This window comes from Georgenia sp. M64 (genome assembly GCF_038049925.1).
In the GTDB taxonomy this organism is placed as follows: domain Bacteria; phylum Actinomycetota; class Actinomycetes; order Actinomycetales; family Actinomycetaceae; genus Georgenia.
The window spans coordinates 2087182-2113007 of the sequence record NZ_CP145809.1; the positions used below are offsets into that span (position 1 = coordinate 2087182).

Consider the following 25826-nt stretch of genomic DNA (forward strand, 5'->3'; position numbering starts at 1 on the left):
ACGCGCGCCGGGAGCGCCACTCCAGACTCCGGTGGCACCGCGACGGTGCGACGGAGAGGCGAAGATGGACGGCAGCGGGAGTCCCTCGGTCGTCGTCGACGAGGAGGAAGGCACGACCAGGCTGGTCCTGGCCGGTGAGATCGACGCGGGCATCGCCGACGACGTCGCCCACGCGCTCCAGCGCGTGGCCGCCCACGACACGCCGGTCGACATCGACCTCGCCGGTGTGACGTTCATGGACTGCTACGGCCTGCGGATCCTCCAGGCGGTCGTCGAGCGGGTGAGCGCGCCCGTGCGCGTCGTCGCCGCCAGCGCCCCGGTCCGGTTCCTCCTGGAGACGGCGGGGCTGGCCGCCCTCACCGCCGACGGCCCGGGCTCGTCGGGGCCGGACCGCGCCGTCGACCTGAGCGGGATCGCCCCGCTGGCGGTCGACCGCCTCTACCTGTCCGAGCCCCTGACGGCCCGGCCCCAGCAGGCCCAACCGCTACCGGTGGGCACGGCCCGGCCCGAGCAGGCCGAACCGCAACCGGTGGGCACGGCACGCACCGAGGGAGGCCTGCCATGACGCTGGGGACCACGACACCGCCGGTGGGCGGCACCCTGGACGGACCGCCGCGCCTGCTCCTCACGCTCGCCGACCTCGAGGCGGTCGTGCGGGACGTCGGCTCGGCCCACCTCTACGTCGGGACGGCGCCCTACCTGCTCCGGGCCGGGCCCTGGCACGCCGAGAGCGGGTACCCGCTGCCGGGGGTGCCCGCGTGGCCGCTGCGCGCGGAGCCCTGGTGGCAGGGCGGTCAGCGGGTGTGGATCGCGCGCCAGCTCGTCCGCCGCGCCGGGCACGTCGAGCCGTCGCAGTCGGCGTGGGTCGTGGTGGGCTCCGCGGCCGGCCGGGGCGGCGACGGCGAGCCCCTCCTCGCCGACCCGCGCACGCTCGCCGAGGTGGCGGCGCGGGTGCACCGCGAGGCGGCGGAGACCTACACGGGCTGGCGCGAGCGCGAGTTTCGCTGAGGCGTTCGCCGGGCGCCGGCCGCGCCGGTGGCCCGGGCTGCGCCGACGGCCCCGGTCGCACGGGGTCCGACCCGCGCCCGGCTCACTGGTAGAACAGCTCGTCGACGACCGTCCGAGCCCGCCGGGCCCGGCGCAGGTACTCCTCCTCCAGGTCGAGCCGCCGGCCCGGGGGGTAGCCGAGGATCCGGGCCACCACCTCGAGCTCGACCGCCTCGTGGGGCAGGGTGTCGATCTTGGCGCCGGTGGTCCGGCCCGTGCCGAGCACGATCGCGTCCCGGATGCGGGACGCGAGCTGCCACGCCCCGTCCAGGCGCGCAGCCTCCTCGGCGCTGACCAGCCCGGCCTCGTGGAGGGCGTGCAGCGCGCGGGTGGTCGAGGTGGTGCGCAGCTCCGGCACCCGGCCGGCGTGGCGCAGCTGGAGCAGCTGCACGGTCCACTCGACGTCGCTGAGGCCGCCGCGGCCGAGCTTGAGGTGGCGGGTCGGGGGGACGCCCCGCGGCATGCGCTCGGACTCGACCCGGGCCTTGATCCGGCGCAGCTCGCGCAGCTCGGCCTCGGTGAGGCCCTCCGCGGGGTAGCGCAACGGGTCCACGAGCGCGACGAACCGCCGGGCGAGGTCGTCGTCCCCGGCCACGGGGCGCGCGCGCAGCAGGGCCTGCCGCTCCCACGGCTCGACCCACCGCTCGTAGTACTCGGCGTAGGCCGACAGCGTGCGGGTCATGGGGCCGTTGCGGCCCTCGGGTCGCAGATCCGCGTCGACCGCCAGGGGCGGCTCTCCCCCGCCCTCCCCCAGGAGCCCGCGGACCTTGCTCGCCACGGCCACCGCCGTCCGGGTGGCCGTCTCGGGGTCCGCGCCCGGCTCCGGCTCGTGGACGAAGAGGACGTCGGCGTCGGAGGCGTAGCTCATCTCCTCCCCGCCGAGGCGCCCCATGGCCACGACGAGGTAGCGCGACGGCGGCTCGGACAGGCCCGCCTCGGCCGTGGCCTCGGCGACGGCGACCCGCAGCGCGCCGGCGAGGGTGACGTCGGCCGCGGTGGTGATCATCGCACGGGAGCGACCGTCCGGGACCGCGTCGAGGACGTCCCCGATGCCGGCCCGGAGGAGCTCGCGGCGCCGGAGGTAGCGGGCCACCATCACCCCGGGCACCGGCTCGGCCCGGCGCGACTGGAGCGCGAGCAGCTCCGGCTCCAGCACCTCCCGGGTGCGGGGGGCGAGCTCGTCGTCGTCGTCGAGCCACCGCACCGCCTCGGGCAGGGTCGCCAGGGAGGCGGCGACGTAGCGGCTGTGGGAGAGCAGGTGCGCGAGGCGCTCGGCGGCCGCGCCGGAGTCGCGCAGGAGCTTGAGGTACCAGTGGGTGGTGCCCATGGTCTCGGAGAGCTTGCGGAAGCTCAGCAGGCCCGAGTCCGGCTCGGGTCCCTGGGCGAACCAGCCCAGCATGACGGGCAGGAGCTGGCGCTGGATCGCCGCCCGCCGGGTGATGCCCTCGGTCAGGGCCGCGATGTGGCGGATCGCCCCGGCGGGGTCGTGGAAGCCGATCGCGGCGAGGCGGGCGCGCGCCGCTTCCGGCGCCAGGACGACGTCCTGGGCGCTCAGCTGCGCGGTGAGGGGCAGCAGCGGGCGGTAGAAGATCTCCTCGTGGAGGTGGCGCACCTCGCGCCGCACCTGCCGCCACCGCTCCTCGAGGGACTCCGCGCCGTCGACGCCGTCGGTCCGCAGCGACCGGCCCAGGCGACGCAGGTCCGCCTCGTCGGTGGGGACGAGGTGCGAGCGGCGCAGCCGGTAGAGCTGGATGCGGTGCTCCAGCGCCCGCAGGAACCGGTAGTGGTGCCCCAGCTCCTCGGCGTGGTCGCGGCCGACGTACCCGGCGCGCGCGAGCTGCGCCAGGCCCTGCAGCGTCGTCCGGGACCGGATGGTCTCGTCGGTCCGGCCGTGGACCATCTGGAGCAGCTGGACGGTGAACTCGACGTCGCGCAGGCCACCCTTGCCGAGCTTGAGCTGACGCTCGGCGTGCTGGGCGGGGACCGTGTCCTCGACCCGGCGCCGCATGGCCTGGGCGTCCTCGACGAAGTGCTCGCGCTCCACCGCCGACCACACCATCGGCGCGAGGGCCTCGACGTAGGCCTGGCCGAGGGCGAGGTCACCGGCCACCGGCCGGGCCTTGAGCAGCGCCTGGAACTCCCAGGCCTTCGCCCAGCGCTCGTAGTAGGCGAGGTGGGAGGCCAGGGTGCGCACGAGGGGGCCGTCCTTGCCCTCGGGCCGCAGGTTGGCGTCCAGCGGCCACAGGGCCGGCTCACCCGACGGGCCGGCGCACGCCCGTGCCAGGGCGGCCGCGAGCCGGGTGCCCACCGCGAGGGCCTCGCCCTCGTCGGTGCCCTCCGCCGGCTCCACGACGTAGACGACGTCGACGTCGGAGATGTAGTTGAGCTCGCGGCCCCCGGTCTTGCCCATCCCCAGCACCGCCAGGCGCACCCCACGGGCGCCGTCCGGCTGGTCCGCGCGCACCACCGCCAGGGCGGCGTCCAGCGCCCCCGCCACGACGTCGGCGACGGCGGCTGCCACCTTGGGCAGGTCCGCCAGCGGGTCGGGGCTGGTGAGGTCCGCGGCGGCGATCTCCAGGATGCGCCGGCGGTAGGTGCGCCGCAGGGTGTCCACCCCCTCGGCGCCCGTGACCGTGGCGACCGGGACGGTGTCGCGGTGGTCCGCCCCGACCGCCCTCAGCGCCCGCTCGCGCTCGTCCTCGGCCGTGAGGTCGAGGACCGGGACCTCGCCCTCACGCTCGGCGAGGAGGCTGACGTCACCCGGGCGCGCGACGAGCATGTCCCCCAGCGCCGAGCTCGCGCCCAGGACGGCGAGGAGCCGGTCCCGGTGCGGCCCGTCGGTGGTGAGCACGGCGGCGAGGTCCCCGCCGTCGTCGGCGGCCTCGACCAGCCGGAGCAGGGTGAGCAGGGCCAGGTCGGGGTCGGCCGCGCGGCCGAGCGCCTCGGGCAGCGGTGCGCCCGCCGCCTCCGCGGCGGCGACCACCGGGGCGAGCGCGGCCTCGGCGAGGAGGATCTCGGCGCGGGCGGGCGCCGCGAACCCCAGCCGGCGCAGCCGGCTGGCGGCGGAGACCTCACGCGGCACGGGCGGTCAGCTCACAGGGCGGGGATGAAGCGCTGCAGCTCGTACGCCGTCACCTGGGCCCGGTACTCCTCCCACTCCGTGCGCTTGTTGCGCAGGAAGAACTCGAATGTGTCCTCACCGAGCGTCTCGGCGACGAGCTCGGAGGTCTCCATGATCTCCACGGCCTCGCGCAGCGAGTTCGGCAACGACCTGATCCCCAGCGCCTTGCGCTCGGCCCGGCTCATCGCCCAGACGTCGTCGTCGGCGCCCTCGGGCAGCTCGTAGCCCTCCTCGATGCCCTTGAGGCCGGCGTTGAGCAGCACCGCGAAGGCGAGGTAGGGGTTGGCCGCGGAGTCCAGCGCCCGGTACTCCACCCGCGCCGAGCCGCCCTTGTCGGGCTTGTACATGGGCACCCGCACGAGCGCGGAGCGGTTGTTGTGGCCCCAGCACACGTAGCTGGGGGCCTCGCCGCCGCCCCACAGGCGCTTGTAGGAGTTGACGTGCTGGTTGCACACGGCGGTGATCTCCGCGGCGTGCCGCAGCAGGCCGGCGATGAACGCCCGGCCGGTGTCGGAGAGCTGGTACTGCCCGGCGGGGTCGTAGAAGGCGTTGTGCTCACCCTCGAACAGGGACAGGTGGGTGTGCATGCCGGAGCCGGGGGCGTCCACCAGCGGCTTGGGCATGAACGTCGCCAGCACGTCCTGCTGGAGGGCGACCTCCTTGATGACGGTGCGGAAGGTCTGGATGTTGTCGGCCGTGCTCAGCGCGTCGGCGTAGCGCAGGTCGATCTCGTTCTGGCCCGGGCCGGCCTCGTGGTGGGAGAACTCCACGGAGATCCCCATCGACTCGAGCGTGGTGATCGCGTCACGGCGGAAGTCGTGGGCGGTGCCGCGCGCGACGTGGTCGAAGTACCCGCCACGGTCGATGGGCACCAGCCCGTCCTCCGGCGAGGAGTTCTGGAAGAGGTAGAACTCGATCTCGGGGTGGGTGTAGAAGGTGAAGCCCTTCTCGGCCGCCTTGTCCATCGCGCGGCGCAGCACCCCGCGCGGGTCGGACCGGGCCGGCTCGCCCGCCGGGGTGAGGATGTCGCAGAACATCCGGGCCACGCCGTTCTCCTCACCGCGCCAGGGCAGCACCTGGAAGGTGGCCGGGTCCGGCTTGGCGAGCATGTCCGCCTCGTAGACCCGGGTCAGGCCCTCGATGGAGGAACCGTCGAACCCGATGCCCTCCGCGAAGGCCCCCTCGAGCTCGGCCGGCGCGATGGCCACGGACTTCAGCACGCCCAGGACGTCGGTGAACCACAGCCGGATGAACCGGATGTCGCGCTCCTCGATCGACCTGAGCACGTACTCCTGCTGCCTGTCCATCGACCCCTCCTCGGTCCGGGACCGCCACGGAAGGTGCCCGGGCGGACGTGCGAGGGGCACGGGCCCCCACAGGCCCCATCATGGCGCACGCCCGGCCGCCCGCGCGCCGCCGACCGGCATCCGCCCCTCCGGCGCGCTGCGCCGTCGCCTGCGGCAATAGGCTCGGGGCATGGCTGAACTGCGCATCGCCCTCGCCCAGGTCAACAGCGCCGTCGGCGACCTCGACGCCAACGCCTCCGCCGTGCGTGCCGTGACCGCCCGCGCCGTCGCGGCCGGGGCCGACGTCGTGCTCCTGCCCGAGATGGTCCTGACCGGCTACCCCGTCGAGGACCTCGCCCTGCGCGGGTCGTTCCAGCGCGCCGCGGCCGCGCGCCTGGAGACCCTGGCCGCCGAGCTCGCCGCGGACGGCCTGGGCACCACCGCCGTCGTGCTGGGCTCGCTGGGCACCGCCCGGGCCGAGCGGCCCACCAACGTCGCCGCGGTCCTGCGCGGCGGCGCCGTCGAGGCGGTCTACACCAAGCACCACCTGCCCAACTACGGCGTGTTCGACGAGTACCGGATCTTCGCCCCGGGCGACCCGGACGACGTCGTGGTCGTCGAGGCCGGCGGGCAGCGGCTCGGTGTGGCGATCTGCGAGGACATCTGGGTCGACGGCGGGCCGGTCGCCGCGATGGCCGACGACGGTCTCGACGCCCTCCTGGTCCTCAACGGCTCGCCGTACGAGTTCGGCAAGGGTGCCGTGCGGCGGCGTCTCACCCGTGACCGGGCGCGGCAGCTCGGCTGCCCGGTCCTCTACGTCAACCTCGTCGGCGGCCAGGACGACCTCGTCTTCGACGGCCACAGCTTTGTCGTCGACGCCGCCGGGGACCTCGTCGCGGCGTCCCCGGGCTTCGTCGAGGACCTCCTGCTGGTGGCGCTGCCCGGGGACGGCGCGGCCCCCACCACCCCGGCCGGGTACGCCCTGCCCCCGGAGCGGTCGGACATCGCCCAGATGTACGAGGCCATCGTCCTGGGTCTGCGCGACTACGTGCGCAAGAACGGCTTCGAGAAGGTCGTGCTGGGTCTGTCCGGCGGCATCGACTCGGCCCTCGTCGCCGCCGTGGCCGCCGACGCGATCGGTGGGGAGAACGTCGTGGGGATCTCGATGCCCTCGCGGTACTCCTCGGACCACTCGCGCGACGACGCCGCCGACCTCGCCCGCCGCATCGGCGCCGACTACCGGGTGCGCCCCATCGGCCCGATGGTCGAGGCCTTCCTCGCCGAGATGGACATCACCGGGGTCGCGGAGGAGAACCTCCAGGCGCGGGTGCGCGCCGTCGTCCTCATGGCCGTGTCGAACTCCGAGGGACCGCTGCTCCTGGCGACCGGGAACAAGAGCGAGCTCGCTGTCGGGTACTCCACCGTCTACGGCGACGCCGCGGGCGGGTACGCGCCGCTCAAGGACGTCCTCAAGACCCACGTGTGGGAGCTGGCCCGCTGGCGCAACGAGGCCGCCGCGGCCGCCGACGAGGAGCCGCCGATCCCGTGGAGCTCGATCGAGAAGGCTCCCTCGGCCGAGCTGCGCCCGGACCAGAAGGACTCCGACTCCCTGCCGGACTACGACCTGCTCGACAACGTCCTCGAGGGCTACGTCGAGCGCAGCCTCGGCCGGGAGGAGCTGCTCGACTCCGGGTTCGACCCCGAGACCGTCGAGCTCGTCCTGCGGCTCGTGGACCGCGCGGAGTGGAAGCGCCGCCAGTACCCCCTCGGCCCCAAGGTCACCGCGGTCGCGTTCGGCCGTGACCGGCGCCTGCCCGTGACCAACCGCTGGCGCGAGCGGCTCTGACCCTCCCCCGCCCGACCGAGAGGACGACCCTTCCCATGAGCACCCCCGCACCCGAGACACCCCGCCGGTTCCGGGTCCACCACCTGCGCCAGGCCAAGGAGCGCGGCGAACCCCTGACGATGCTCACCGCCTACGACGCCGTCACCGCCCGGGTCTTCGACGAGGCGGGCGTCGACCTGCTCCTCGTCGGGGACTCCGTCGGCGACAACATGCTCGCCCACGACTCCACGATCCCGGTGACGGTCGACGAGATGGTCGTCGCCACCCGGGCGGTCGCGCGCGTGACCCGCCGGGCGATGGTCGTGGCGGACCTGCCCTTCGGCTCCTACGAGGCATCCCCCGCCCAGTGCCACGCCACCGCCGTGCGGCTGGTCAAGGAGGCCGGCGCCCACGCGGTGAAGTTCGAGGGCGGGACGCACCTGGCCGGCCACGTCGAGCTCCTCACCCGGTCGGGGATCCCCGTGGTGGGCCACCTGGGCTTCACGCCGCAGTCGGAGAACATCCTCGGCGGCAAGCGCGTCCAGGGCCGCGGCGAGGAGGCCGCCGACCGGCTCGTCGCCGACGCCCTCGCCCTGGCCGACGCCGGCGCCGTCGCCGTCGTCCTGGAGATGGTCCCCGCACCCGTGGCCGACCGGGTCACCGAGGTGCTGCCCGTCCCCACGATCGGGATCGGCGCCGGGAACGGCTGCGACGGGCAGGTCCTCGTCTGGACCGACATGGCCGGCATGGGGTCGTGGTCCCCCCGGTTCGCCCGCCGCTACGCCGAGCTGGGCGCCGCGCTCGGCGCGGCGACGCGCCAGTACGTCACGGAGGTGCGGACCCGGGCCTTCCCCGGGCCCGAGCACACCTACGAGAGCTGAGCGGACCCGCCGGCGCCTGTCGTGCCGCCCTCTGACCCGTCCGTCGTCCCCTCGACGGACGGGTCGGCGCCGGGCTCCCCCTTCCAGGCGGCGTCGTCCTCCTCCCACTCCTCGTTGCGCGAGCGCACCGTGTCCATGGCGTGCCGCGCGGCCTCCGCCGACGGGTACGGGCCCATCCGGGAGGTCCAGCCCGCGACCTTCCCCTCCTGGACCTCGCCCGTGGCGAGGTCGTAGTAGAACTCGGGCTGCTCGCTCATGCTCGTCCTCCTCGTCGCTGCCCGCGCGGACCGCGGGCCGCCCCGTCCGTAGACTGGGCCCATGCTGGTGGACCCTATGCTCGCCGACCGCGCCCCCCGGGGCACCCTGACGAAGGGACGCGTCTCGCCGCTGCGGGAGGTGCCCGCGTCGATCCCGCGGCCGGAGTACGTCGGGCGCACGGGTCCGGAGCGGGTGAGCGCCTCCGAGGTGAAGTCGCCCGAGACGATCGAACGGATCCGGCGGGCCTCGCGCGTCGCGGCTCAGGCGCTGGCCGAGGTCGGCCGCCACGTCGCGCCGGGCGTGACGACGGACGAGCTGGACCGCATCGGCCACGAGTTCATGCTCGACCACGGCGCCTACCCCTCGACGCTGGGCTACATGGGCTTCCCCAAGTCGCTGTGCACGTCGGTCAACGAGGTGATCTGCCACGGCATCCCCGACTCGACCGTCCTGGCCGAGGGCGACATCCTCAACGTCGACGTCACCGCCTACCTCGACGGCGTCCACGGCGACCTCAACGCCATGTTCGAGGTGGGCGAGGTGGACGAGGAGTCCCACCTCCTCGTCGAGCGGACGAAGGTCGCCATGGAGCGCGGCATCAACGCCGTGCGCCCGGGGCGCGCCGTCAACGTCATCGGCCGGGTCATCGAGGCCTACGCCCGGCGGTTCGACTACGGCGTCGTGCGCGACTTCACCGGCCACGGCGTCGGCGAGGCGTTCCACTCCGGACTCATCATCCCCCACTACGACTCGGCCCCCCGCTACGACGACGTCATCGAGCCGGGCATGGTCTTCACGATCGAGCCGATGCTCACCCTCGGTGAGATCGACTGGGTCCAGTGGGACGACGGCTGGACCGTGCTGACCAAGGACCGCTCCCGCAGCGCCCAGTGGGAGCACACCGTCGTCGTCACCGAGACCGGCGCGGAGATCCTCACCCTGCCCTGACGCCCCGGTCCGGATAACCTGCGGGTGCGCCGACCGGCGCGGCGGGACGGACACGACGGAGAACCATGAGCGACCTCATCGGATTCGGCATCGACATCGGCGGCTCGGGCATCAAGGGCGCCCCGGTCGACCTCACCACCGGTGAGCTCGTCGGCGACCGGCTGCGCATACCCACCCCGAACCCGTCCAAGCCGGCCGCCGTCGCGGCCACGGTGGCCGAGCTCGTCGCCTCCTTCGACGTGCCGGACACGACCCCGATCGGGCTGACCTTCCCCGCCCCGATCAAGCACGGCGTCGTGGGGTTCATCGCCAACCTCCACAAGTCCTGGAAGGGCGTGGACGTCCCGGTCCTCATGACCGAGGCCATCGGCCGTCAGGTCATCGCGGTCAACGACGCCGACGCCGCCGGCATCGCCGAGGTCGTCTACGGCGCCGCGAAGGGCGTGCCCGGTGTCGTCCTGGTCACGACGCTCGGCACCGGGATCGGCTCCGCGCTCATCGTCGACGGCACGCTCGTACCCAACACCGAGCTCGGCCACCTCGAGATCGACGGCCACGACGCCGAGCACCGCGCGGCCTCCTCCGCGCGCGAGGCGGAGGGGCTGTCGTGGGGCGAGTGGGCCGAGCGCCTCCAGCGGTTCTACGAGACGGTCGAGATGCTCTTCTCCCCCGACCTCCTCGTCGTCGGCGGCGGGGTGAGCAAGAAGCACGACAAGTTCCTCCCCCTGCTGACGACGAAGGCACCGATCGTCCCCGCGGCGCTGCGCAACACCGCCGGGATCGTCGGCGCCGCGCAGCTCGCCGCCCACGGCTACCGCTGACGTGGCCCGCGGCCTCGAGGAGGTCGCGCCCGGTGTCCACGTGGCCACCGCAGGGCTGTGGGCGACCACGTCCACGGTCGTCGTCGCGTCGGACCGCTCCTGCCTCCTCGTCGACCCCGCGCTGACCCCCGCCGAGCTCGACGGCCTCGCCGCGACCGTCGCCGGGCGCGGCTGGCGGGTGACGGCGGTGCTGTCCACCCACCCGCACTGGGACCACCTCCTGGTGCCGGCGTCGCTGACCGGCGTGGCCCACCTCGCCTCGGCGGCCGCCGTGCGCGCGGCTAGGGAAGGCCGGACCGCGCTGGTCGCCGAGGCCGCCGGGAGCGGCACCGGGTCGCAGGCGCACCTCGGCGTCCCGGACGCCCTGCCCGCCGGGGCGGCCGGGGACGGGCCGTCCGTGCCGACCTGGCCCGCGGTCAGGCTCGCCGAGCATCGTGCGCACGCGCCGGGGCACCTCACGGTCGTCGTCCCCGTCGCGCGGGCGCTCCTCGTCGGCGACATGCTCTCGGACCGCGAGGTCCCCCTGCTCGACCTCGACGCGGCCGACCCGGTGACGGACTACGTCGCGGGGCTGGCGCTCCTGGCCTCCCTGCTGCCGGCAGCCGACGTGGTCGTGCCCGGGCACGGCACCGTCGCCACCGCCGCCCAGGCCCGCGCACGCCTCGACGCCGACCTGCGCTACCTCGACGGCCTGGCGGCCGGCCGTCCCGGCACCGACCCGCGCCTGGGCGACCCGTGGGTCAGGGCGGAGCACGAGCGTCAGGCGGACCGGCTCCGCGGTGACCCCGGACCTGCGGCAGGGCCGCCGCCGCGAGATCAGGGGCGGGATCCGGGTCGTCCCTGATGTGCGGAGCGGGCCGATGCGCGACGCTGGAGGCACCGACAACGAAGAAGAGGTGCACGACGTGAACGACATCCGAGGCGGCATGCGCAACCAGGGTCTGGTCCGCCCCCGCGACACCCGCGTCCTCGCGGGCGTGTGCGCGGGCCTGGGCCGGCGCTTCGGCCTGTCCCCGTGGGTGGCGCGGCTGCTGTTCGTCCTGCTGCTCATGGTCCTGCCCGGCAGCCAGCTCGTGGTCTACCCCATCCTGTGGGTCCTCATGCCCAACGAGTACTGACCCGCCCTCGCCGAGGCGCGGTCCGGCCGCCACCGGCGGACCTCCGACACGCGGCACCACCTGCCCGTTCACCGGCCGTACACCGGCCGTCGTTACGATCGGTGGCAGGGGTACGGGTTCTGAGGAGCAACACGGTGGTCATGGTCTCGCGCTGGTTCGTCGTCGGGGCGGCCGCCCTGGCCGGAGTCGGCCTGGCGACCTCCGCGGCGCTGTCGGACGTCTCCCTGGGCCCGGAGGGACCCCTCCGGGTGGTCCTCACCGCGGCCGGCACCGGTCGCACGGCGGACTGCTCGGCCGCAGCGTTCGAGGGGACCTTCTTCGACGGTGCCACGGTCACCGTGACGGACGCCGCCGGCACGGTCGTCGGCGCGGGCGAGCTCGACGCCACGGGCCAGGCCACCCCCGACGGCTGCGCCTGGTCCCTCACGTTCGGTGAGCTCACGGGCGCCGAGAGCTACGTCGTCGAGCTGCGCCGCGAGGGAACGCCACCACGGGTGCACACCTACGACTTCACCGTGGCCGAGCTCGAGGAGAAGGACTGGACCGTCTGGGTCAGCGTGTTCGCCTGACGGCCCGGGTGCGGATGAGTCGGCCGGTACGCCGGGTTCTGTCCCGCCGGGTCGTTGCCGTCCCGGCGGTGGCGGCCATCCATCTACGACGTACGTTGCCGCACGCCTCCAGCGACCTACCCGCAGGCTCGGGCGGGCAGCCCTGATCACGCCTGCTGTCTGGTCTTGCTCCGGGTGGGGTTTGCCTAGCCGCGACGGTCACCCGCCGCGCTGGTGGTCTCTTACACCACCGTTTCACCCTTACCGCCGGATCGCTCCGGCGGCGGTCTGCTCTCTGTGGCACTGTCCCGCGGGTCACCCCGGGTGGGTGTTACCCACCACCCTGCCCTACGGAGCCCGGACGTTCCTCGGCGCCCCGGCCGAGGCCGGGACGACGCGACCGCCTGGCCGACTCATCCGCGCCGCCATGGTACCCCGGGCGGACGCAGGGCGACCGGCCGTTACCATTCCCCGGTGCTCGTGCTGCTGCCGCCCTCCGAGGGCAAGACCGCCCCGGCCCGCGGCGGCCCGGTCGACCTCGCCCGTCTCGCCGCCCCTGCCCTGGCGCCCGCCCGGGAGCGCGTCCTCGACGCCCTCGCCGCCGTCTCCGCAGCACCGCAGGGGCCGTCCGTGCTGGGGGTCGGCCCGTCGCTCGCGCCCGAGGTCGGGCGGAACACCGTCCTGCGCACCGCGCCCGCGGCGCCGGCCGCCCGGGTCTACACCGGGGTGCTGCACACCGCGGCCGGTCTGGCCGGCCTCACCGGCCCGGCCCGCGCCCGCGCCGGCCGCTCGGTGCGGATCCTCTCCGGGCTCTGGGGCGTCCTGGCGCCGGCGGACCGCATCCCCGCCTACCGGCTCTCCATGGGCGTCGCCCTGCCCGGGACGGGACCGCTGGCGACGTACTGGCGCGAGCACCTGCCCGCGGTCCTGGACGAGCAGGCTGACGGCGACGTCGTCGTGGACTGCCGGTCGGCGACCTATGCCGCCGCGTGGCGGCCCGGAGCCGCGGCCCAGCACGTGGCGGTCCAGGTGGTGCGCGAGTCCGGCGGACGGCGCCAGGTGGTCTCCCACAACGCCAAGCACGCCCGCGGGGTGCTCACCCGCCACCTGCTGGTCCGGCCCGGCCGACCGCCGCGCACCGCCGACCAGCTCGCCCACGCCGCCACGGAGCTGACGGGCACCGCATGGGGGGCGGTGGAGCTGACAGGCACGGGACGGCGGCGCACCCTCACCCTCGTCGAGAAGGACTGACCGGATCGACCTCCGCGGGCACGACGACCTCCGAGGGGCACCCGACGACGGTGAGGTCGCCGACGAGGCGGCCCGCCGCGTCGACCTGGGGCCACACGCGCACGACCGTCACCGAGGCGGGCGGGATCCGCACCGCGGACCAGTGGTCGGCGGCCACCCGGCCGACGAGCCCGACGGCGGCCCGGACGACGACGGTGTGCGCGGCGACGACCACCGTCTCGCCGGTGTGCGCGGCGGCGAGGGCGCGCAGGCCCCGCGCCACCCGCGCCCCGACGTCGCGCAGGGACTCCCCACCCGGGGGGCGGTGGTCCGCCTCGGTGGCCCACCGCAGGAGCTCACCGGGCCAGCCGCTCTCGATCTGCTCGACGGACAGCCCGTCCCACTCGCCGAACCGGCACTCGGCGAACCGGTCGTCGGGCTCGGCCGGGATGAGCCCCAGCGCCGCCCCGAGGGCGTCGGCCGTCTCCCGGGTGCGCACCATGGGCGAGGGCACCAGCACGGACGGCACAGGCAGGTCCGCCCAGAGGTCCGCCCCGAGCCGGCTGACGAGGGCGCCCGCGCGGGCGGCCTGCTCCCGTCCGAGCGGGCTCAGCGGCGGGCCGGGCGTGTCCCCGCCGGAGTAGTGCCCGCTCTCGGTCAGCGCGGTCACGCCGTGGCGCACGAGGACGACCGTGACCGGGGACCCGACCGCCCGCGGCAGGGGCGTCCCGGAGGCGCGGGGGGCGTTGGCGTCCGCGGCGGAGGTGTCGTCGGCGTCAGTGCCGACCCCGCCCGGCAGCACCTCGCCGGCGCCGTCGGGCGCCGGTGCACCGGACCCCGCGGCAGCCGGTCCGCGACCGGGGAGGTCCGTGCCGGCGTCGTCGTGGTCCCGTCGGACCGCGGCCCGGGTGTCCATGGCGGTGTTGGCCAGGGCGTCGGCAGCACCGTTCTGGGCCCTCGGCACCCACGTGTACCGGACCCGGTGCGGGGGCAGGACCGCCCGGGCCCGGGCGGCGAGGTCGCGCATGTCGGCGTGCCTGATCTTCCACCGGCCGCTCATCTGCTCGACCACGAGCCGGGAGTCCGCTCGCACCTCGACCTCCGCGCCGGGGTCGATGCCCGCCGCCGCGCGCAGGCCCTCGACCACCGCCGTGTACTCGGCGACGTTGTTCGACACGACGCCGAGGTAGTCCGCCCGCTCGGCCAGGAGGGCACCGGTGCGCCCGTCGCGCACGACCGCGCCGTACCCGGCGGGGCCGGGGTTGCCCCGGGACCCGCCGTCGGTCTCGACGACGAGGAGACGCCCGCTCGCGGGCGCGGCGTCGAGGTCCGCCCGGCCGGAGGGCGGGCCGCCCGCGGGCGGTCCGTCCGCGGCAGGTCCGTGCGCCGCACGGCCGTCCGCCGGGAGGCCCTCGCCGAGGTCGAAGAGCCCGTCCTGCTCGGTCACTGCTCGTCCAGGCGCACCAGGACGTAGCCGTGGTCCTCCGAGACGATGACCTCCTCGGGTCCGGCGGCGTCGATCGCGGCCAGCTCGGTGAGGGAGAAGTCGACCTGGACCCCGTCGGTCCGGTGCCCGTGGATGCCCACCGCGCCGAGCCCGCCGGTGCGCCGCCGGGCGGCCTCGTAGAGGTCGACCAGCTCGGGGTCGAGCTCGCCGGCCAGACGAGCCCGGTCCTCCGCGACCTTGCGCGCCTCGTCGTCGAGCGTGGCGAACGCGGCGTCGCGCTGGGCCTCGTGGTGCGCCACGTCGGCGCTGATGGCCTGCTCCTGGGCCTCGAGGTCGGTGACCCGGCTCTCCGCGGCGTCCATGCGCTCCATGATCTCCAGCTCGACCTCCTCCAGGACCTCCTGGCGCTGCGCGAGCTTGGCGAGCTCGTCCTGGAGGGCGACCAGCTCGCGGGAGAGCCCCGTCCCGGAGTCGAGGGTGGCCTGGTGGCGGGCGGCCCGGGCACGCACCTGCTCGACGTCGGCCTCGGCCTTGGTGAGCTCGCGCCGGGTGTCCGAGGCCACCGTCCGGGCCTCGACCTGGGCGCGGTGGAGGTCCTCGGCCCGGCCCCGCAGCTCCTCGAGCGCGGCGAGGACCGGCAGGCTGCGCCGCTGGTGGGCGAGCCGGGCCAGGCGGGTGTCCAGCGCCTGCAGGTCGAGCAGGCGGCGCTGGTCCTTCACGGGGGCGGTGGTCACGAGGAGGCTCCTTCGTGCGGCGACGCGGCGCCGCTCGGTGTCTGCGGGAGGTGCACCGCCCACGGGTCGGTGACGAGGGTGGACACGTGCAGGTCCAACCTAGCGCCGCGGGCGAGCGCGGCGGCGCGGAGCACCTCGGCCGCGCGCGGCAGCCAGGGCCACTCGCTCGCCCAGTGGGTGGCGTCGACGAGGAAGGGGCGCCCGCCCGCGAGGTGCTCCGAGGCGGGGTGGTGGCGCAGGTCGGCGGTGAGGTAGACGTCGGCGCCGAGGGAGCGCACCCGTCCGAGGAGGGAGTCCCCCGACCCGCCGCAGACCGCGACGGTGCGGACCTCGGCGTCGAGGTCCCCGCCCACGCGGATGCCCTGCGCGGTGGCGGGCAGGACCCGGGCGACGAGCTCGGCGAACGCCCGGAGGGTCATCGCCTCGGGCAGCCGCCCGATGCGGCCGGTGCCCGTGGCGGCAGGGACGGGGGCCTGCGCGACGAGGCTGTGGGCGGGCTCCTCGTAGGGGTGCGCCTGCCGCAGCGCCGTCAGGACGGCGGCGCGCCGCTCGCGCGGGAGCACCATCTCCAGCCGGTCCTCGGCGACCTCCGCGACGGCGCCGACCTGCCCGACCGCGGGGTGGGCCCCCGGCAGGGGCCGGAACGTCCCGGTCCCGGGCGAGTGGAAGGCGGCACGCTCGTAGTCCCCCAGCCGGCCCGCGCCGGCCGCGGCGAGCGCGTCGAGGACGGCGGCCGTGTGGTCCCGGGGCACGAAGGTCGTCAGCGTGTCCAGCTCAGCGTCCAGCGGCTCCACCGGCGCGGTGCCGGTGAGCCCCAGCAGGTCCGCCAGGGCCTGCGAGACGCCGTCGGCGGCGGCGTCGGCGTTGGTGTGCGCGGCGTAGAGGGCGCACCCGCCGGTGACCAGGCGGTGGACGACCCGACCCTTGGGGTCGCTCGCCGCGACGGAGGACGTCCCGCGCAGGTAGAGCGGGTGGTGGGTCACCAGCAGGTCGGCGCCGTGGTCGAGCGCCTCGGCGACGACCTCCTCGGTGGGGTCGACCGCCAGGACCACGGAGGTGACCGCGGCGGCCGGGTCGCCCGCGACGAGCCCGACGGCGTCCCAGTCCTGCGCCGTGCGCGGGGGGTAGTGCTCCTCGAGGACGGCGACGACGTCGGCGACGGTCAGCGGCATGGCGGCGAGCCTACCTGCGCACCGGTGGGCCCGGCCGGTCTCGAACCGACGACCTCCGCGGTGTAAACGCGGCGCTCTGACCAACTGAGCTACAGGCCCCACGCGCCACGCGGCGCGGCCTCAGCCTAGACCGCTCAGCGGCCGCGGCTGCGCGCGGCGATGCGGATGCCCGACCACGTGGGCGCCGCGGAGACGGCGGACGTGGCGTGCATCCCCGCCGTGCGCGCGGCGTCCTCGACGTCGGCGGGCCGCACGTGGCCCGGCCGGCCCGGCTTGGGCGTGAGGACCCAGATGAGACCGCCGTCGTCGAGGTTGGCCTGGGCGTCGACGAGCAGGTCCGTGAGGTCCTCCACCTCGGCGTCCTCCTCGCGCCACCAGATGAGGGAGCCGTCGCACACGTCGCCGTAGTCCTCGTCCACCAGCTCGGTGCCCGTGGCCACCTCGATGGCCTCGCGCACCTCGAGCGAGACGTCCTCGTCGTAGCCCCACTCCTGGATGACCTGCCCGGTGGTGAAGCCGAAACCGGCCCCCGCACCCGCGCTCCCTGACACGTCGGTCCTACCTCTCCTGGGCCGTCGGCCCGCGTCGTCCGCGCGCCCCGGGCTGTCCCGGGACGACGTGTGGGGCCAAGCCCATCGCAACCCGGCCCCTCGGTGCAAGCCCGGTCCGGGCGTGGCGGTCGCGGATCTGCTCCCGGGCGGCGCCGCCGGCGGTGTCGGGAGCGTCACAGCCGCGATGCCCCGCCCCGCATTCGACCTCGGCAAGGTCAAGGCACGACAATGGTCCTAACCTGAACGAGAGTGCGTCACCACCCAGCGTCGAAGCGACGCCTGACCGCGAGAAGAGGGAACGCGTGAGTTCACGAGACGAGTCCTCGCCCCTGATCAACGGACTGCTGAGCAGGGTCCAGGACATCGACCACGACGAGACCCAGGAGTGGCTCGACTCCCTGGACGGGCTCATCGACGAACGCGGCGGGCCGCGGGCGCGCTACATCATGCTCAACCTGCTCAAGCGGGCCCGGGAGCGCAACGTCGCGATCCCCAGCTCGATCAACACCCCCTACGTCAACACGATCGGGGTCCACGAGGAGCCGTACTTCCCCGGCGACGAGGCCGTCGAGCGCAAGTACCGCGGCTGGATCCGGTGGAACGCGGCCGTCATGGTCACCCGCGCCCAGCGTCCCGACGTCGCCGTCGGCGGGCACATCTCCTCCTACGCCTCGGTCGCGACGCTGTACGAGGTGGGCATGAACCACTTCTTCCGGGGCAAGAACCACCCCGGCGGCGGCGACCAGGTCTTCTTCCAGGGCCACGCCTCGCCGGGCAACTACGCCCGGGCCTTCCTCGAGGGCCGCCTCAGCGAGGCGGACCTGGACGGCTTCCGGCAGGAGTACTCCCACCCGGAGGGCAGCCGCGGGCTGCCGTCCTACCCGCACCCCCGGCGGATGCCGGACTTCTGGGAGTTCCCCACGGTGTCGATGGGTCTGGGCCCGGCCCAGGCGATCTACCAGGCGTGGGTCAACCGCTACGTCCACGAGCGCGGGATCAAGGACACCTCCCAGCAGCACGTGTGGGCGTTCCTCGGCGACGGCGAGATGGACGAGCCCGAGTCGCGCGGCATGCTCCAGCAGGCCGCCCAGCAGAACCTCGACAACCTCACCTTCGTCGTCAACTGCAACCTCCAGCGCCTCGACGGCCCGGTGCGCGGCAACGGCAAGATCATCCAGGAGCTGGAGGCCCAGTTCCGCGGCGCCGGCTGGAACGTCATCAAGGTCATCTGGGGCCGGGAGTGGGACGTCCTGCTCAACGCCGACAAGGACCGCGCCCTCGTCAACCTCATGAACGAGACCCTCGACGGGGACTACCAGACGTACAAGGCGAACGACGGCGCCTACGTCCGGGAGCACTTCTTCGGCCGTGACCCGCGCACCAAGGCACTCGTGGCGAACATGACCGACGACGAGATCTGGGCGCTCAAGCGCGGCGGGCACGACTACCGCAAGATCTACGCCGCCTACAAGGCAGCCACCGAGCACACCGGCCAGCCGACCGTGATCCTGGCGCACACCGTCAAGGGCTACGGGCTGGGACCGAGCTTCGCGGGTCGCAACTCGACCCACCAGATGAAGAAGATGAAGACGACGGACCTCAAGATGCTCCGGGACGCCCTGCGCATCCCGATCTCGGACGAGCAGCTCGAGGACCCGTTCAGCGCCCCGTACTACCGGCCCGACGCCTCGGACGAGACCCTGCAGTACATGCTCGAGCGTCGCAAGGCCCTCGGCGGCTACGTCCCCGAGCGGCGCACCGACGCCAAGGCGCTGGCACTGCCGGACGACAAGCCGTACCAGATCCTCGCGAAGGGCTCGGGCAAGCAGGAGATCGCCACCACCATGGCGTTCGTCCGGCTGCTCAAGGAGCTCATGAAGGACAAGGAGGTCGGCCGGCGGTTCGTGCCGATCATCCCCGACGAGGCGCGCACGTTCGGCCTGGACGCGATCTTCCCCACCGCGAAGATCTTCAACACCAAGGGGCAGAACTACACCTCGGTGGACCAGGAGCTCATGCTCAGCTACAAGGAGTCCGAGCAGGGGCAGATCCTCCACACCGGCATCAACGAGGCCGGCTCGGCCGCCGCGATGCAGGTGGTCGGCACGTCGTACGCGGTCCACGGCGAGCCGATGATCCCGGTCTACATCTTCTACTCGATGTTCGGGTTCCAGCGCACCGGCGACCAGTTCTGGGCGGCCGGCGACCAGCTCGCCCGCGGCTTCATCATCGGCGCCACGGCCGGCAAGACCACCCTGGCCGGCGAGGGCACCCAGCACATGGACGGGCACTCCCCCGTCCTGGCCTCGACGAACCCGGCGATCGTCCACTACGACCCGGCCTACGCGTACGAGATCCGGCACATCGTCAAGGACGGTCTGCAGCGGATGTACGGCGAGGACAGCCGCGACCAGAACGTCATGTACTACCTCACGGTGTACAACGAGCCGATGGTCCAGCCCGCCGAGCCGGAGGACGTCGACGTCGAGGGCATCCTCCGGGGCATCCACCAGATCGCCCGGCCCGAGGGCGACGGCCCCTGGGTCCAGCTCCTCGCCTCCGGCGTGGGTGTCCCGTGGGCCCTGCACGCCCGCGAGCTCCTCGCCCAGGACTGGGGCGTCCGGGCCGGCGTGTGGTCTGTGACGAGCTGGTACGAGCTCCGCAGGGACGGCCTCGAGGCCGACCGGCACAACTTCCTCCACCCGGAGCAGGAGCGCCGCGAGGCCTACGTCACCTCCCGGCTCCGCGACGCCGGCGGCCCGTACGTGGCCACCAGCGACTACGAGCACCAGGTGCAGGACGCGATCCGGCCGTGGGTGCCGGGCGACTACCACACCCTGGGTGCGGACGGCTTCGGCTACTCCGACACCCGGCCGGCGGCACGGCGCCAGCTGTTCATCGACGCCCACTCCATGGTCGTCAAGGCGCTGGAGGCCCTCGGCCGCCGCGGGGAGGTCGACACCGACCTCGCCCGGCAGGCGATCGAGCGCTACGACCTGTTCAACGTCCACGCCGGCGAGTCCGGCTCCGCGGGCGGCGACGCCTGACGCCGAGCACGTGACGACAGCGGCCCCACCCGTTCGGGTGGGGCCGCCGTCGTGCCGGGCCGGGCCGTTGCGCCGGCCGCGGTGACGCACCGCGCCGGGGCGCTACTCCGGACGGCCGACCGGGATGCCGTGCGTGAGGGTCGTGGGGTCCTGCCCCTCGTAGCGCCGGCCGCGGTACTGCGGGCGCACGAGGTTCTCCACCGAGAGGATCTCGTCGAGTTCGTCGGCACCGAGCAGGCCCATCTCGAGGACGACCTCGCGCACGCTCTTGCCGGTGCGGGCGCACTCCCGGCCCACGAGGTCGCCGTTGTGGTGGCCGATGATGGGGTTGAGGAACGTGACGATCCCGATGGAGTTCAGCACGTAGCCGCGGGCGATCTCCTCGTTCGCGGTGATCCCCACGACGCAGCGCTCGGTGAGGTTGTCGCAGGCGTTGGTCAGCAGGTGCAGCGACTCGAAGCACGCCTGGGCGATGACCGGCTCCATGACGTTGAGCTGGAGCTGGCCGGCCTCGGCGGCCATGGAGACGGTGACGTCGTTGCCGATGACCTTGAAGCACACCTGGTTGACGACCTCGGGGATGACCGGGTTGACCTTGGCGGGCATGATCGACGAGCCGGCCTGGAGCTCAGGCAGGTTGATCTCCTTCAGGCCCGCGCGCGGGCCCGAGGACAGCAGACGCAGGTCGTTGCAGATCTTGCCGAGCTTGACCGCCGTGCGCTTCGTCGCCGCGTGGAGGGTGACGTAGGCGCCGGTGTCCGAGGTGGCCTCGATGAGGTTCTCGGCGCTGACCAGCGGCAGGCCCGTGACCTCGGCGAGCTTGGCCACCGCCGTGGCGGGGTAGCCCTCCGGGGTGTTCAGGCCGGTGCCGATCGCCGTCGCCCCGAGGTTGACCTCGAGCAGCAGCGACTGGGCGAGGCTGAGCTGGCGCAGCTCCTCGCCGAGGACGACGCCGAACGCGGTGAACTCCTGGCCCAGGGTCATCGGCACGGCGTCCTGGAGCTGGGTGCGACCCATCTTGAGCATCCCGGCGAACTCGGTGCCCTTGTCGTCGAGGGCGAGGACGAGGCGCTGGACGGCGTTCTTCAGCTCCTCGGTGGCCCGGTGGAGGGCGATGCGGAAGCCGGTCGGGTAGGCGTCGTTCGTGGACTGGCTCTTGTTGACGTGGTCGTTGGGGTTGACGACGTCGTAGCGCCCCTTGGGCAGGCCGAGGTGCTCCAGCGCGAGGTTGGCCACGACCTCGTTGACGTTCATGTTCACGCTCGTGCCCGCCCCGCCCTGGAAGACGTCGACCGGGAACTGGTCCGTGCACCGCCCGCGGAGGAGGATCTCGTCGCAGGCCGCGACGACGGCGCCTGCCACCTCGGCGGGGACGGTGCCCAGTTCGGCGTTGGCCAGGGCCGAGGCCTTCTTGACCTCGACCATCCCCCGGATCAGCTCGGGGACGTCGTTGATGGTGCTGGTGCTGATGCGGAAGTTCTCCGCCGCGCGCACGGTGTGGATGCCGTAGTACGCGTCCGCCGGAACCTCTCGTTCACCGAGCAGATCCTCTTCGATCCTCGTGTCCATGCCCGTCCCTCTCCCCACCACGGGGACGCCGTGCGTCCTGCCGGGCGTGGCGGGGCCCGCGACGATGCTAGGCCTGGACCTGCGCGGCTGCCACGAGCGGCTCCAGCTCGGCGGTGACCCGGGCCACGCCGGCGGCGTCGGGCGAGTCGGCGAGCTCACCGAGGTGGCGGCGCGCGTCGAGCGGTCGGCCGGCGTCGAGGGCGGCGAGGACGACCTGACGCCCGGCCTCGACCTCGTGCTCGCGCGGGGACCAGTGCCCCACGCCCAGGCCGAGGCCGTCCCCCGGCAGGCCCGACTCGCGCAGCATCCGCACGCTCTCGCTGACCGCGCGGCCCGTCCGGTCGCGCTCGCACGCACCGTTGAGACGGCGCATCGCGCCCTCGTGGTCGTCGACGAGGGAGAGTCGGGCGAGCTCGATGAGGGCGTACCAGGCGCGCGGGTTGCCCGCGATCTCCTCGGCGAGGGCCCACACCGCGAGGTTCTCGGCGCGCTCCCGGTCCGCCGGCTCCTGGTCCGCGGTGAGCGGGTCGGCCGGGCCCACCCCGCTGGCGCGCCGGCGCACCAGGTCGGCGAGGGCCGCGAAGGCCTCGATGTCGTTGGGGTCCTCCACGAGCCGCGCGCGCAGCGCGTCCTCACGCGGGACGTCGGCGGTCGGCGGGACCGCGGAGGGACGGCGCATCCCGACGCGGCGGACCGGCTTCTTCCGCCCGAGGAGGGCGCGCAGTCGTCTCAGCAGTGCCATGCCGACGACCATATCCGCATCGCCCCCGCCCTGCCGCCCGATGCGGGCCGCAGGCGTGGCGGCCCGCGCCCGCCGCCTTTGTAGGCATCCCACAACCGCTCGCTATGCTCGCAGGCATGACGGTCAGCGAGCGGGTCAGCCGGGAGGAGGGCAGCTCCGACGTCGTGCGCCGCCTGCGGGGCGGCACGGACATGCTCACCTCGGCCGCCCTGCGGCGCCTCGACGCCGAGCTCGACTGGTACCGGTCCCTGGCCGCCGAGGACCGCTCGTGGATCGGGCTGGTCGCCCAGGCCGGCATCGCCGCCTTCATCACCTGGTACGAGCAGCCCTCCTCGGGCTCGTACAACGCCCAGGAGATCTTCCGCGCCGCGCCGCCCGAGCTGACGCGGTCGATCTCGCTGCAGCACACCCTCCAGCTCGTCCGGATCGTCGTCGAGGTCGTCGAGGACAACGCCGTCCAGCTCGCCGAGCCCGGCCAGCAGCGCGAGCTGCGCGACGCCGTGCTCGTCTACTCGCGGGAGGTCGCGTTCTCCGCCGCGGAGATCTACGCCCGCGCGGCCGAGACCCGCGGCGCCTGGGACGCCCGGCTCGAGGCCCTCGTCGTCGACTCGCTCGTGCGCGGCGTCGCGGACGACTCGGTGCGCTCGCGCATCGCGGCCCTGGGGTGGTCGGGCCTGGGCGCCACCCTCGTCCTCGTCGGCCCGGCGCCTGCGGCGATGGACGAGCGGCGGACCTCCGACCTGCGCCGGGCCTGCCGGCGGGCCGCCGCGGACGCGCTCGTCGGCATCCAGGGCGACCGCCTCGTCATCGTCCTCGGCGGCGAGGGGGACCTGCGCGCCGCCGCGGAGTCCCTCCTGCCCCGGTTCGCCCCGGGACCGGTGGTCCTCGGTCCGCAGGTGCGCGACGTCGGCGACGCCGGACGGGCGGCCCGGGCCGCGGTGGCCGGCCAGCTCGCCGTGCGCGCCTGGCCCGGGGCCCCGCGCCCGGTGCTGGCCGACGAGCTGCTGCCCGAGCGGATGCTCAACGGGGACCCCCTCGCCCGGCGCACCCTCGTCGAGGACCTGTACAAGCCGCTCGTCGCCGGCGGCGCCACGCTCGTGCAGACCCTCGAGGAGTACTTCGCGCAGGGCCGCTCGCTCGAGGCGGCCGCGCGCGCCCTGTTCGTCCACCCCAACACCGTGCGGTACCGCCTGCGCCGCATCGCCCAGGTGGTCGGCTGGGACCCCACCGACGCCCGGGAGGGCTTCGTCCTCCAGATCGCCCTCGCCGTCGGCCGCCTCACGCAGACCGACGCCGGGCACTCGGGCGTGTGACCGGCGGGCGCCCGGGCGTGTGACGCACGTCCCGCGCCCGCGCCGGCCCGGCGGGCGGGCCGGTGACCGGCGTCACGGAGTTGTAGGTATCGCACAAGCGCCTCCGTGGGACTTGGTAGGCCCCGTAGGCGCGGCGGCCCCCTCCCCGGCGGGCAAGGTTGGACGGTGCTAGCCGTTCTCTGCCCCGGACAGGGCGCCCAGACCCCCGGGATGCTCGCGCCCTGGCTCGAGCTCCCCCACCTCCGGGAGCTGCTCGAGCACTACAGCGACGTCACCGAGCTCGACCTCGTCACCCTCGGGACGACGGCGGACGCCGAGACCATCCGCGACACGCGGGTCGCCCAGCCGCTGCTCGTGGCCGCGTCGCTGCTGAGCCACCACGCGCTCGGGCGTCCCCGCGCCGACCTCGCCGCGGGCCACTCCGTGGGCGAGCTGGCGGCGGCCGCCGTCGCCGGGGTCCTCGACGACGACGCCGCCCTCGTGCTCGTCCGCGAGCGGGGCCGGGCCATGGCCGACGCCGCCGTCGCCACCCCGACCGGCATGACCGCCGTCGTCGGCGGGCGCCCGGAGGACGTCGAGGCGGCCCTGGCGCGGCACGGCCTCACCGCGGCCAACGTCAACGGCGGCGGGCAGGTGGTCGCCGCCGGCACCACCGAGCAGCTCGCCGCCCTCGCCGCCGACCCGCCCCCGCGCGCCCGGGTGATCCCGCTGCAGGTCGCCGGCGCCTTCCACACCGAGCACATGGCGCCCGCCGTCGCGGCGGTGCGCGCCACGGCCGCCACCCTCACCCCGGCCGACCCGGCCACCACGCTCCTCTCCAACGCCGACGGCGCCGCCGTGCCCTCCGGGGCCGACGCCCTCGAGCGCCTCGTCACCCAGGTGGCCGGCCCCGTGCGCTGGGACCTGTGCTGCGAGCAGATGCTCGCGGCCGGCGTCACCGCCGCCGTGGAGCTGTGCCCCGGCGGGGTGCTCACGGGCCTGGCCCGGCGCACCCTGCCCGGGGTCGAGACCGTGGCCCTCAGGAGCCCGGACGACCTGCCCGCCGCACGCGAGCTCATCGACAGCCACGGAGGATCCCGATGACCCGACCCACCCTGCGCGTCTCCACACCCGTCGAGCACGCCCGGATCCTCGGCGTCGGCGGGGTCCGCGGCGAGAACGTGGTCGTCAACGACGACATCGTCGGCCCGATCAGCTCGTCCGACGAGTGGATCCGCCAGCGCACCGGCATCGTCTCGCGCCGCCGTGCGGGCGAGGACGTCGACGTCGCCGACCTCGCCGAGGGCGCGGCCCGGGCCGCGCTCGAGGCCGCCGGGCTCACGGGCTCGGACGTCGACGCCGTCGTCGTGTCCACCGTGACGTGGTTCGAGCAGACGCCGTCCCTCGCGGCGGTCGTCGCCGACCGGATCGGTGCGACGCCCGCCGCCGCCTACGACATCTCGGCCGCGTGCGCCGGGTACGCGTACGGCATCGCCCAGGCCGACGCCATGGTCCGCGCGGGCACCGCCCGGCACGTCCTGGTCATCGGCGTGGAGAAGATGTCCGACTTCATCGACCCCACCGACCGGTCGATCTCCTTCCTCCTCGGCGACGGCGCCGGCGCCGCCGTCGTCGGCCCCTCGGACACGCCCGGCATCGGGCCGACCGTGTGGGGCTCGGACGGCTCGGCCGCCGGGATGATCAAGCAGACACACTCGTGGCTGGACTACCGCACCGCGGGCCCCAGCGGGGAGGTCGAGTGGCCGACCCTGCGCCAGGAGGGGCCCTCGGTGTACAAGTGGGCCGTCTTCCAGATGACGCCGACCGCGGAGCGCGCCATCGAGGCGGCCGGGCTGCGCCCGGAGGACATCGACGTGTTCATCCCGCACCAGGCGAACATGCGGATCATCGACCACATGGTCAAGAAGCTCGGCCTGCGCGACGACGTCGTCGTGGGCCGGGACATCGCCGAGACCGGCAACACCTCCGCCGCGTCCATCCCGCTCGCCACCGAGCGGCTCCTGCGCGAGGGCCAGGCCCGCAGCGGCGACATCGCCCTGCAGATCGGGTTCGGCGCCGGGCTGGTCTACGCCGCCCAGGTCGTCGTCCTGCCCTGACCCACCCGCGCGCCGCCCTGGCACGGGCGGCGGGCCCCCACCAGACTGTCCACCGACCACCCACGTGAGACT

General features: G+C 74.5%; 23 protein-coding genes, 1 tRNA gene and 1 other RNA gene. 14 read left to right on the top strand and 11 right to left on the bottom strand.

Annotation, left to right across the window (positions count from 1 at the left end):
• Nucleotides 1-64: 64 nt before the first annotated feature.
• Both AAEM63_RS09470 and AAEM63_RS09475 read left to right on the top strand, forming a co-directional pair.
• Nucleotides 65-565, top strand: coding sequence for an STAS domain-containing protein (locus tag AAEM63_RS09470; protein WP_341361272.1), 501 nt, complete (start codon nt 65-67; stop codon nt 563-565).
• Nucleotides 562-1008: a DUF6098 family protein gene (locus AAEM63_RS09475; protein ID WP_341361273.1), complete on the top strand. Its 447-nt coding sequence runs from the start codon at nt 562-564 to the stop codon at nt 1006-1008. Before AAEM63_RS09470 ends, AAEM63_RS09475 begins: the two co-directional genes overlap by 4 nt.
• 82 nt (nt 1009-1090) lie before the next feature.
• Here AAEM63_RS09475 and AAEM63_RS09480 read toward each other — a convergent pair whose 3' ends face one another.
• Together AAEM63_RS09480 and glnA are read right to left on the bottom strand one after the other, a co-directional pair.
• Nucleotides 1091-4129 carry a bifunctional [glutamine synthetase] adenylyltransferase/[glutamine synthetase]-adenylyl-L-tyrosine phosphorylase gene (locus AAEM63_RS09480; protein ID WP_341361274.1) on the bottom strand — a complete coding sequence of 1013 codons (3039 nt, stop codon included), beginning with the start codon at nt 4127-4129 and terminating at the stop codon, nt 1091-1093.
• A gap of 11 nt (nt 4130-4140) precedes the next feature.
• Nucleotides 4141-5475, bottom strand: a complete 1335-nt coding sequence (gene glnA, locus AAEM63_RS09485; protein WP_341361275.1) for a type I glutamate--ammonia ligase — start codon at nt 5473-5475, stop codon at nt 4141-4143.
• A 169-nt stretch (nt 5476-5644) separates the two neighbouring features.
• On the opposite strand from glnA, the gene AAEM63_RS09490 reads away from it, so the two are divergent.
• Together AAEM63_RS09490 and panB are read left to right on the top strand one after the other, a co-directional pair.
• Nucleotides 5645-7300, top strand: a complete 1656-nt coding sequence (locus AAEM63_RS09490; RefSeq protein WP_341358035.1) for an NAD+ synthase — start codon at nt 5645-5647, stop codon at nt 7298-7300.
• A gap of 35 nt (nt 7301-7335) precedes the next feature.
• On the top strand, nt 7336-8160 hold the full coding sequence (gene panB, locus AAEM63_RS09495; RefSeq protein ID WP_123919122.1) for a 3-methyl-2-oxobutanoate hydroxymethyltransferase: 825 nt from the start codon (nt 7336-7338) through the stop codon (nt 8158-8160).
• Here panB and AAEM63_RS09500 read toward each other — a convergent pair.
• Nucleotides 8148-8417 carry an SPOR domain-containing protein gene (locus tag AAEM63_RS09500; RefSeq protein ID WP_341358036.1) on the bottom strand — a complete coding sequence of 90 codons (270 nt, stop codon included), beginning with the start codon at nt 8415-8417 and terminating at the stop codon, nt 8148-8150. The two genes, panB and AAEM63_RS09500, sit on opposite strands and share 13 nt — an antisense overlap.
• A 61-nt stretch (nt 8418-8478) precedes the next feature.
• Here AAEM63_RS09500 and map point away from each other — a divergent pair, with 61 nt between their 5' ends.
• The 5 genes from map to AAEM63_RS09525 all read left to right on the top strand — a co-directional run bounded on the left by map (nt 8479) and on the right by AAEM63_RS09525 (nt 11874).
• Nucleotides 8479-9366: a type I methionyl aminopeptidase gene (gene map / locus AAEM63_RS09505; protein WP_341358037.1), complete on the top strand. Its 888-nt coding sequence runs from the start codon at nt 8479-8481 to the stop codon at nt 9364-9366.
• A 65-nt stretch (nt 9367-9431) separates the two neighbouring features.
• Entirely contained in the window at nt 9432-10187 is a 756-nt protein-coding gene (locus AAEM63_RS09510) for an ROK family protein (RefSeq protein WP_341358038.1), read from the top strand.
• A gap of 1 nt (nt 10188) precedes the next feature.
• Nucleotides 10189-11031, top strand: coding sequence for an MBL fold metallo-hydrolase (locus tag AAEM63_RS09515; RefSeq protein ID WP_341358039.1), 843 nt, complete (start codon nt 10189-10191; stop codon nt 11029-11031).
• A 61-nt stretch (nt 11032-11092) separates the two neighbouring features.
• Nucleotides 11093-11305, top strand: a complete 213-nt coding sequence (locus tag AAEM63_RS09520) for a PspC domain-containing protein (protein WP_341358040.1) — start codon at nt 11093-11095, stop codon at nt 11303-11305.
• A gap of 134 nt (nt 11306-11439) precedes the next feature.
• Nucleotides 11440-11874 carry a hypothetical protein gene (locus tag AAEM63_RS09525; protein WP_341358041.1) on the top strand — a complete coding sequence of 145 codons (435 nt, stop codon included), beginning with the start codon at nt 11440-11442 and terminating at the stop codon, nt 11872-11874.
• Nucleotides 11875-11885: 11 nt separating this feature from the next.
• On the opposite strand, the gene rnpB is transcribed toward AAEM63_RS09525, so the two are convergent.
• An RNA gene (gene rnpB, locus AAEM63_RS09530) (RNase P RNA component class A) lies at nt 11886-12269 on the bottom strand.
• A gap of 58 nt (nt 12270-12327) precedes the next feature.
• Here rnpB and yaaA point away from each other — a divergent pair.
• On the top strand, nt 12328-13104 hold the full coding sequence (yaaA, locus tag AAEM63_RS09535) for a peroxide stress protein YaaA (RefSeq protein WP_341358042.1): 777 nt from the start codon (nt 12328-12330) through the stop codon (nt 13102-13104).
• Here yaaA and AAEM63_RS09540 read toward each other — a convergent pair.
• The 5 genes from AAEM63_RS09540 to AAEM63_RS09560 all read right to left on the bottom strand — a co-directional run bounded on the left by AAEM63_RS09540 (nt 13082) and on the right by AAEM63_RS09560 (nt 16987).
• Nucleotides 13082-14530, bottom strand: coding sequence for a bifunctional RNase H/acid phosphatase (locus AAEM63_RS09540; protein ID WP_341358043.1), 1449 nt, complete (start codon nt 14528-14530; stop codon nt 13082-13084). The genes yaaA and AAEM63_RS09540 overlap by 23 nt on opposite strands.
• The gene (locus tag AAEM63_RS09545; protein WP_341358044.1) at nt 14527-15264 is read right to left on the bottom strand and encodes a hypothetical protein; all 738 of its coding nucleotides are present in this window, start codon (nt 15262-15264) and stop codon (nt 14527-14529) included. Before AAEM63_RS09545 ends, AAEM63_RS09540 begins: the two co-directional genes overlap by 4 nt.
• A complete protein-coding gene (locus tag AAEM63_RS09550) occupies nt 15261-16436 on the bottom strand; it encodes a Nif3-like dinuclear metal center hexameric protein (RefSeq protein WP_341358045.1) in 1176 nt (391 codons plus the stop codon). The genes AAEM63_RS09545 and AAEM63_RS09550 overlap by 4 nt, the downstream gene beginning before the upstream one ends.
• 25 nt (nt 16437-16461) lie before the next feature.
• Nucleotides 16462-16535: transfer RNA gene (locus AAEM63_RS09555), tRNA-Val, on the bottom strand.
• A 35-nt stretch (nt 16536-16570) separates the two neighbouring features.
• On the bottom strand, nt 16571-16987 hold the full coding sequence (locus tag AAEM63_RS09560) for a DUF3052 domain-containing protein (protein ID WP_123919133.1): 417 nt from the start codon (nt 16985-16987) through the stop codon (nt 16571-16573).
• A gap of 302 nt (nt 16988-17289) precedes the next feature.
• Between AAEM63_RS09560 and aceE the strand changes: the two genes are divergently transcribed.
• Nucleotides 17290-20034 (top strand): pyruvate dehydrogenase (acetyl-transferring), homodimeric type, encoded by a 2745-nt coding sequence (gene aceE, locus AAEM63_RS09565; protein ID WP_341358046.1) that lies wholly within the window; start codon nt 17290-17292, stop codon nt 20032-20034.
• 102 nt (nt 20035-20136) lie between these two features.
• Here aceE and aspA read toward each other — a convergent pair whose 3' ends face one another.
• Nucleotides 20137-21603 (bottom strand): aspartate ammonia-lyase, encoded by a 1467-nt coding sequence (gene aspA / locus AAEM63_RS09570; RefSeq protein ID WP_341358047.1) that lies wholly within the window; start codon nt 21601-21603, stop codon nt 20137-20139.
• 67 nt (nt 21604-21670) lie between these two features.
• A complete protein-coding gene (locus AAEM63_RS09575) occupies nt 21671-22345 on the bottom strand; it encodes a hypothetical protein (RefSeq protein ID WP_341358048.1) in 675 nt (224 codons plus the stop codon).
• 116 nt (nt 22346-22461) lie between these two features.
• Between AAEM63_RS09575 and AAEM63_RS09580 the strand changes: the two genes are divergently transcribed.
• The 3 genes from AAEM63_RS09580 to AAEM63_RS09590 all read left to right on the top strand — a co-directional run bounded on the left by AAEM63_RS09580 (nt 22462) and on the right by AAEM63_RS09590 (nt 25754).
• A complete protein-coding gene (locus AAEM63_RS09580; RefSeq protein ID WP_341358049.1) occupies nt 22462-23658 on the top strand; it encodes a helix-turn-helix domain-containing protein in 1197 nt (398 codons plus the stop codon).
• A gap of 165 nt (nt 23659-23823) precedes the next feature.
• A complete protein-coding gene (locus AAEM63_RS09585; RefSeq protein ID WP_341358050.1) occupies nt 23824-24741 on the top strand; it encodes an ACP S-malonyltransferase in 918 nt (305 codons plus the stop codon).
• On the top strand, nt 24738-25754 hold the full coding sequence (locus AAEM63_RS09590; protein ID WP_341358051.1) for a beta-ketoacyl-ACP synthase III: 1017 nt from the start codon (nt 24738-24740) through the stop codon (nt 25752-25754). The genes AAEM63_RS09585 and AAEM63_RS09590 overlap by 4 nt, the downstream gene beginning before the upstream one ends.
• The last annotated feature ends 72 nt before the right edge of the window (nt 25755-25826 follow it).

What these genes read in the sequence shown, in the direction of transcription:
- panB (WP_123919122.1), top strand. Translation starts at nt 7,336, where the DNA reads ATGAGCACCCCCGCACCCGAGACACCCCGCCGGTTCCGGGTCCACCAC.
- AAEM63_RS09475 (WP_341361273.1), top strand. Translation starts at nt 562, where the DNA reads ATGACGCTGGGGACCACGACACCGCCGGTGGGCGGCACCCTGGACGGA.
- aspA (WP_341358047.1), bottom strand. Translation starts at nt 21,603, where the DNA reads ATGGACACGAGGATCGAAGAGGATCTGCTCGGTGAACGAGAGGTTCCG.
- AAEM63_RS09550 (WP_341358045.1), bottom strand. Translation starts at nt 16,436, where the DNA reads ATGCCGCTGACCGTCGCCGACGTCGTCGCCGTCCTCGAGGAGCACTAC.
- AAEM63_RS09575 (WP_341358048.1), bottom strand. Translation starts at nt 22,345, where the DNA reads ATGGCACTGCTGAGACGACTGCGCGCCCTCCTCGGGCGGAAGAAGCCG.
- glnA (WP_341361275.1), bottom strand. Translation starts at nt 5,475, where the DNA reads ATGGACAGGCAGCAGGAGTACGTGCTCAGGTCGATCGAGGAGCGCGAC.
- AAEM63_RS09470 (WP_341361272.1), top strand. Translation starts at nt 65, where the DNA reads ATGGACGGCAGCGGGAGTCCCTCGGTCGTCGTCGACGAGGAGGAAGGC.
- AAEM63_RS09590 (WP_341358051.1), top strand. Translation starts at nt 24,738, where the DNA reads ATGACCCGACCCACCCTGCGCGTCTCCACACCCGTCGAGCACGCCCGG.
- AAEM63_RS09580 (WP_341358049.1), top strand. Translation starts at nt 22,462, where the DNA reads ATGACGGTCAGCGAGCGGGTCAGCCGGGAGGAGGGCAGCTCCGACGTC.
- AAEM63_RS09500 (WP_341358036.1), bottom strand. Translation starts at nt 8,417, where the DNA reads ATGAGCGAGCAGCCCGAGTTCTACTACGACCTCGCCACGGGCGAGGTC.
- AAEM63_RS09490 (WP_341358035.1), top strand. Translation starts at nt 5,645, where the DNA reads ATGGCTGAACTGCGCATCGCCCTCGCCCAGGTCAACAGCGCCGTCGGC.
- AAEM63_RS09510 (WP_341358038.1), top strand. Translation starts at nt 9,432, where the DNA reads ATGAGCGACCTCATCGGATTCGGCATCGACATCGGCGGCTCGGGCATC.
- map (WP_341358037.1), top strand. Translation starts at nt 8,479, where the DNA reads ATGCTGGTGGACCCTATGCTCGCCGACCGCGCCCCCCGGGGCACCCTG.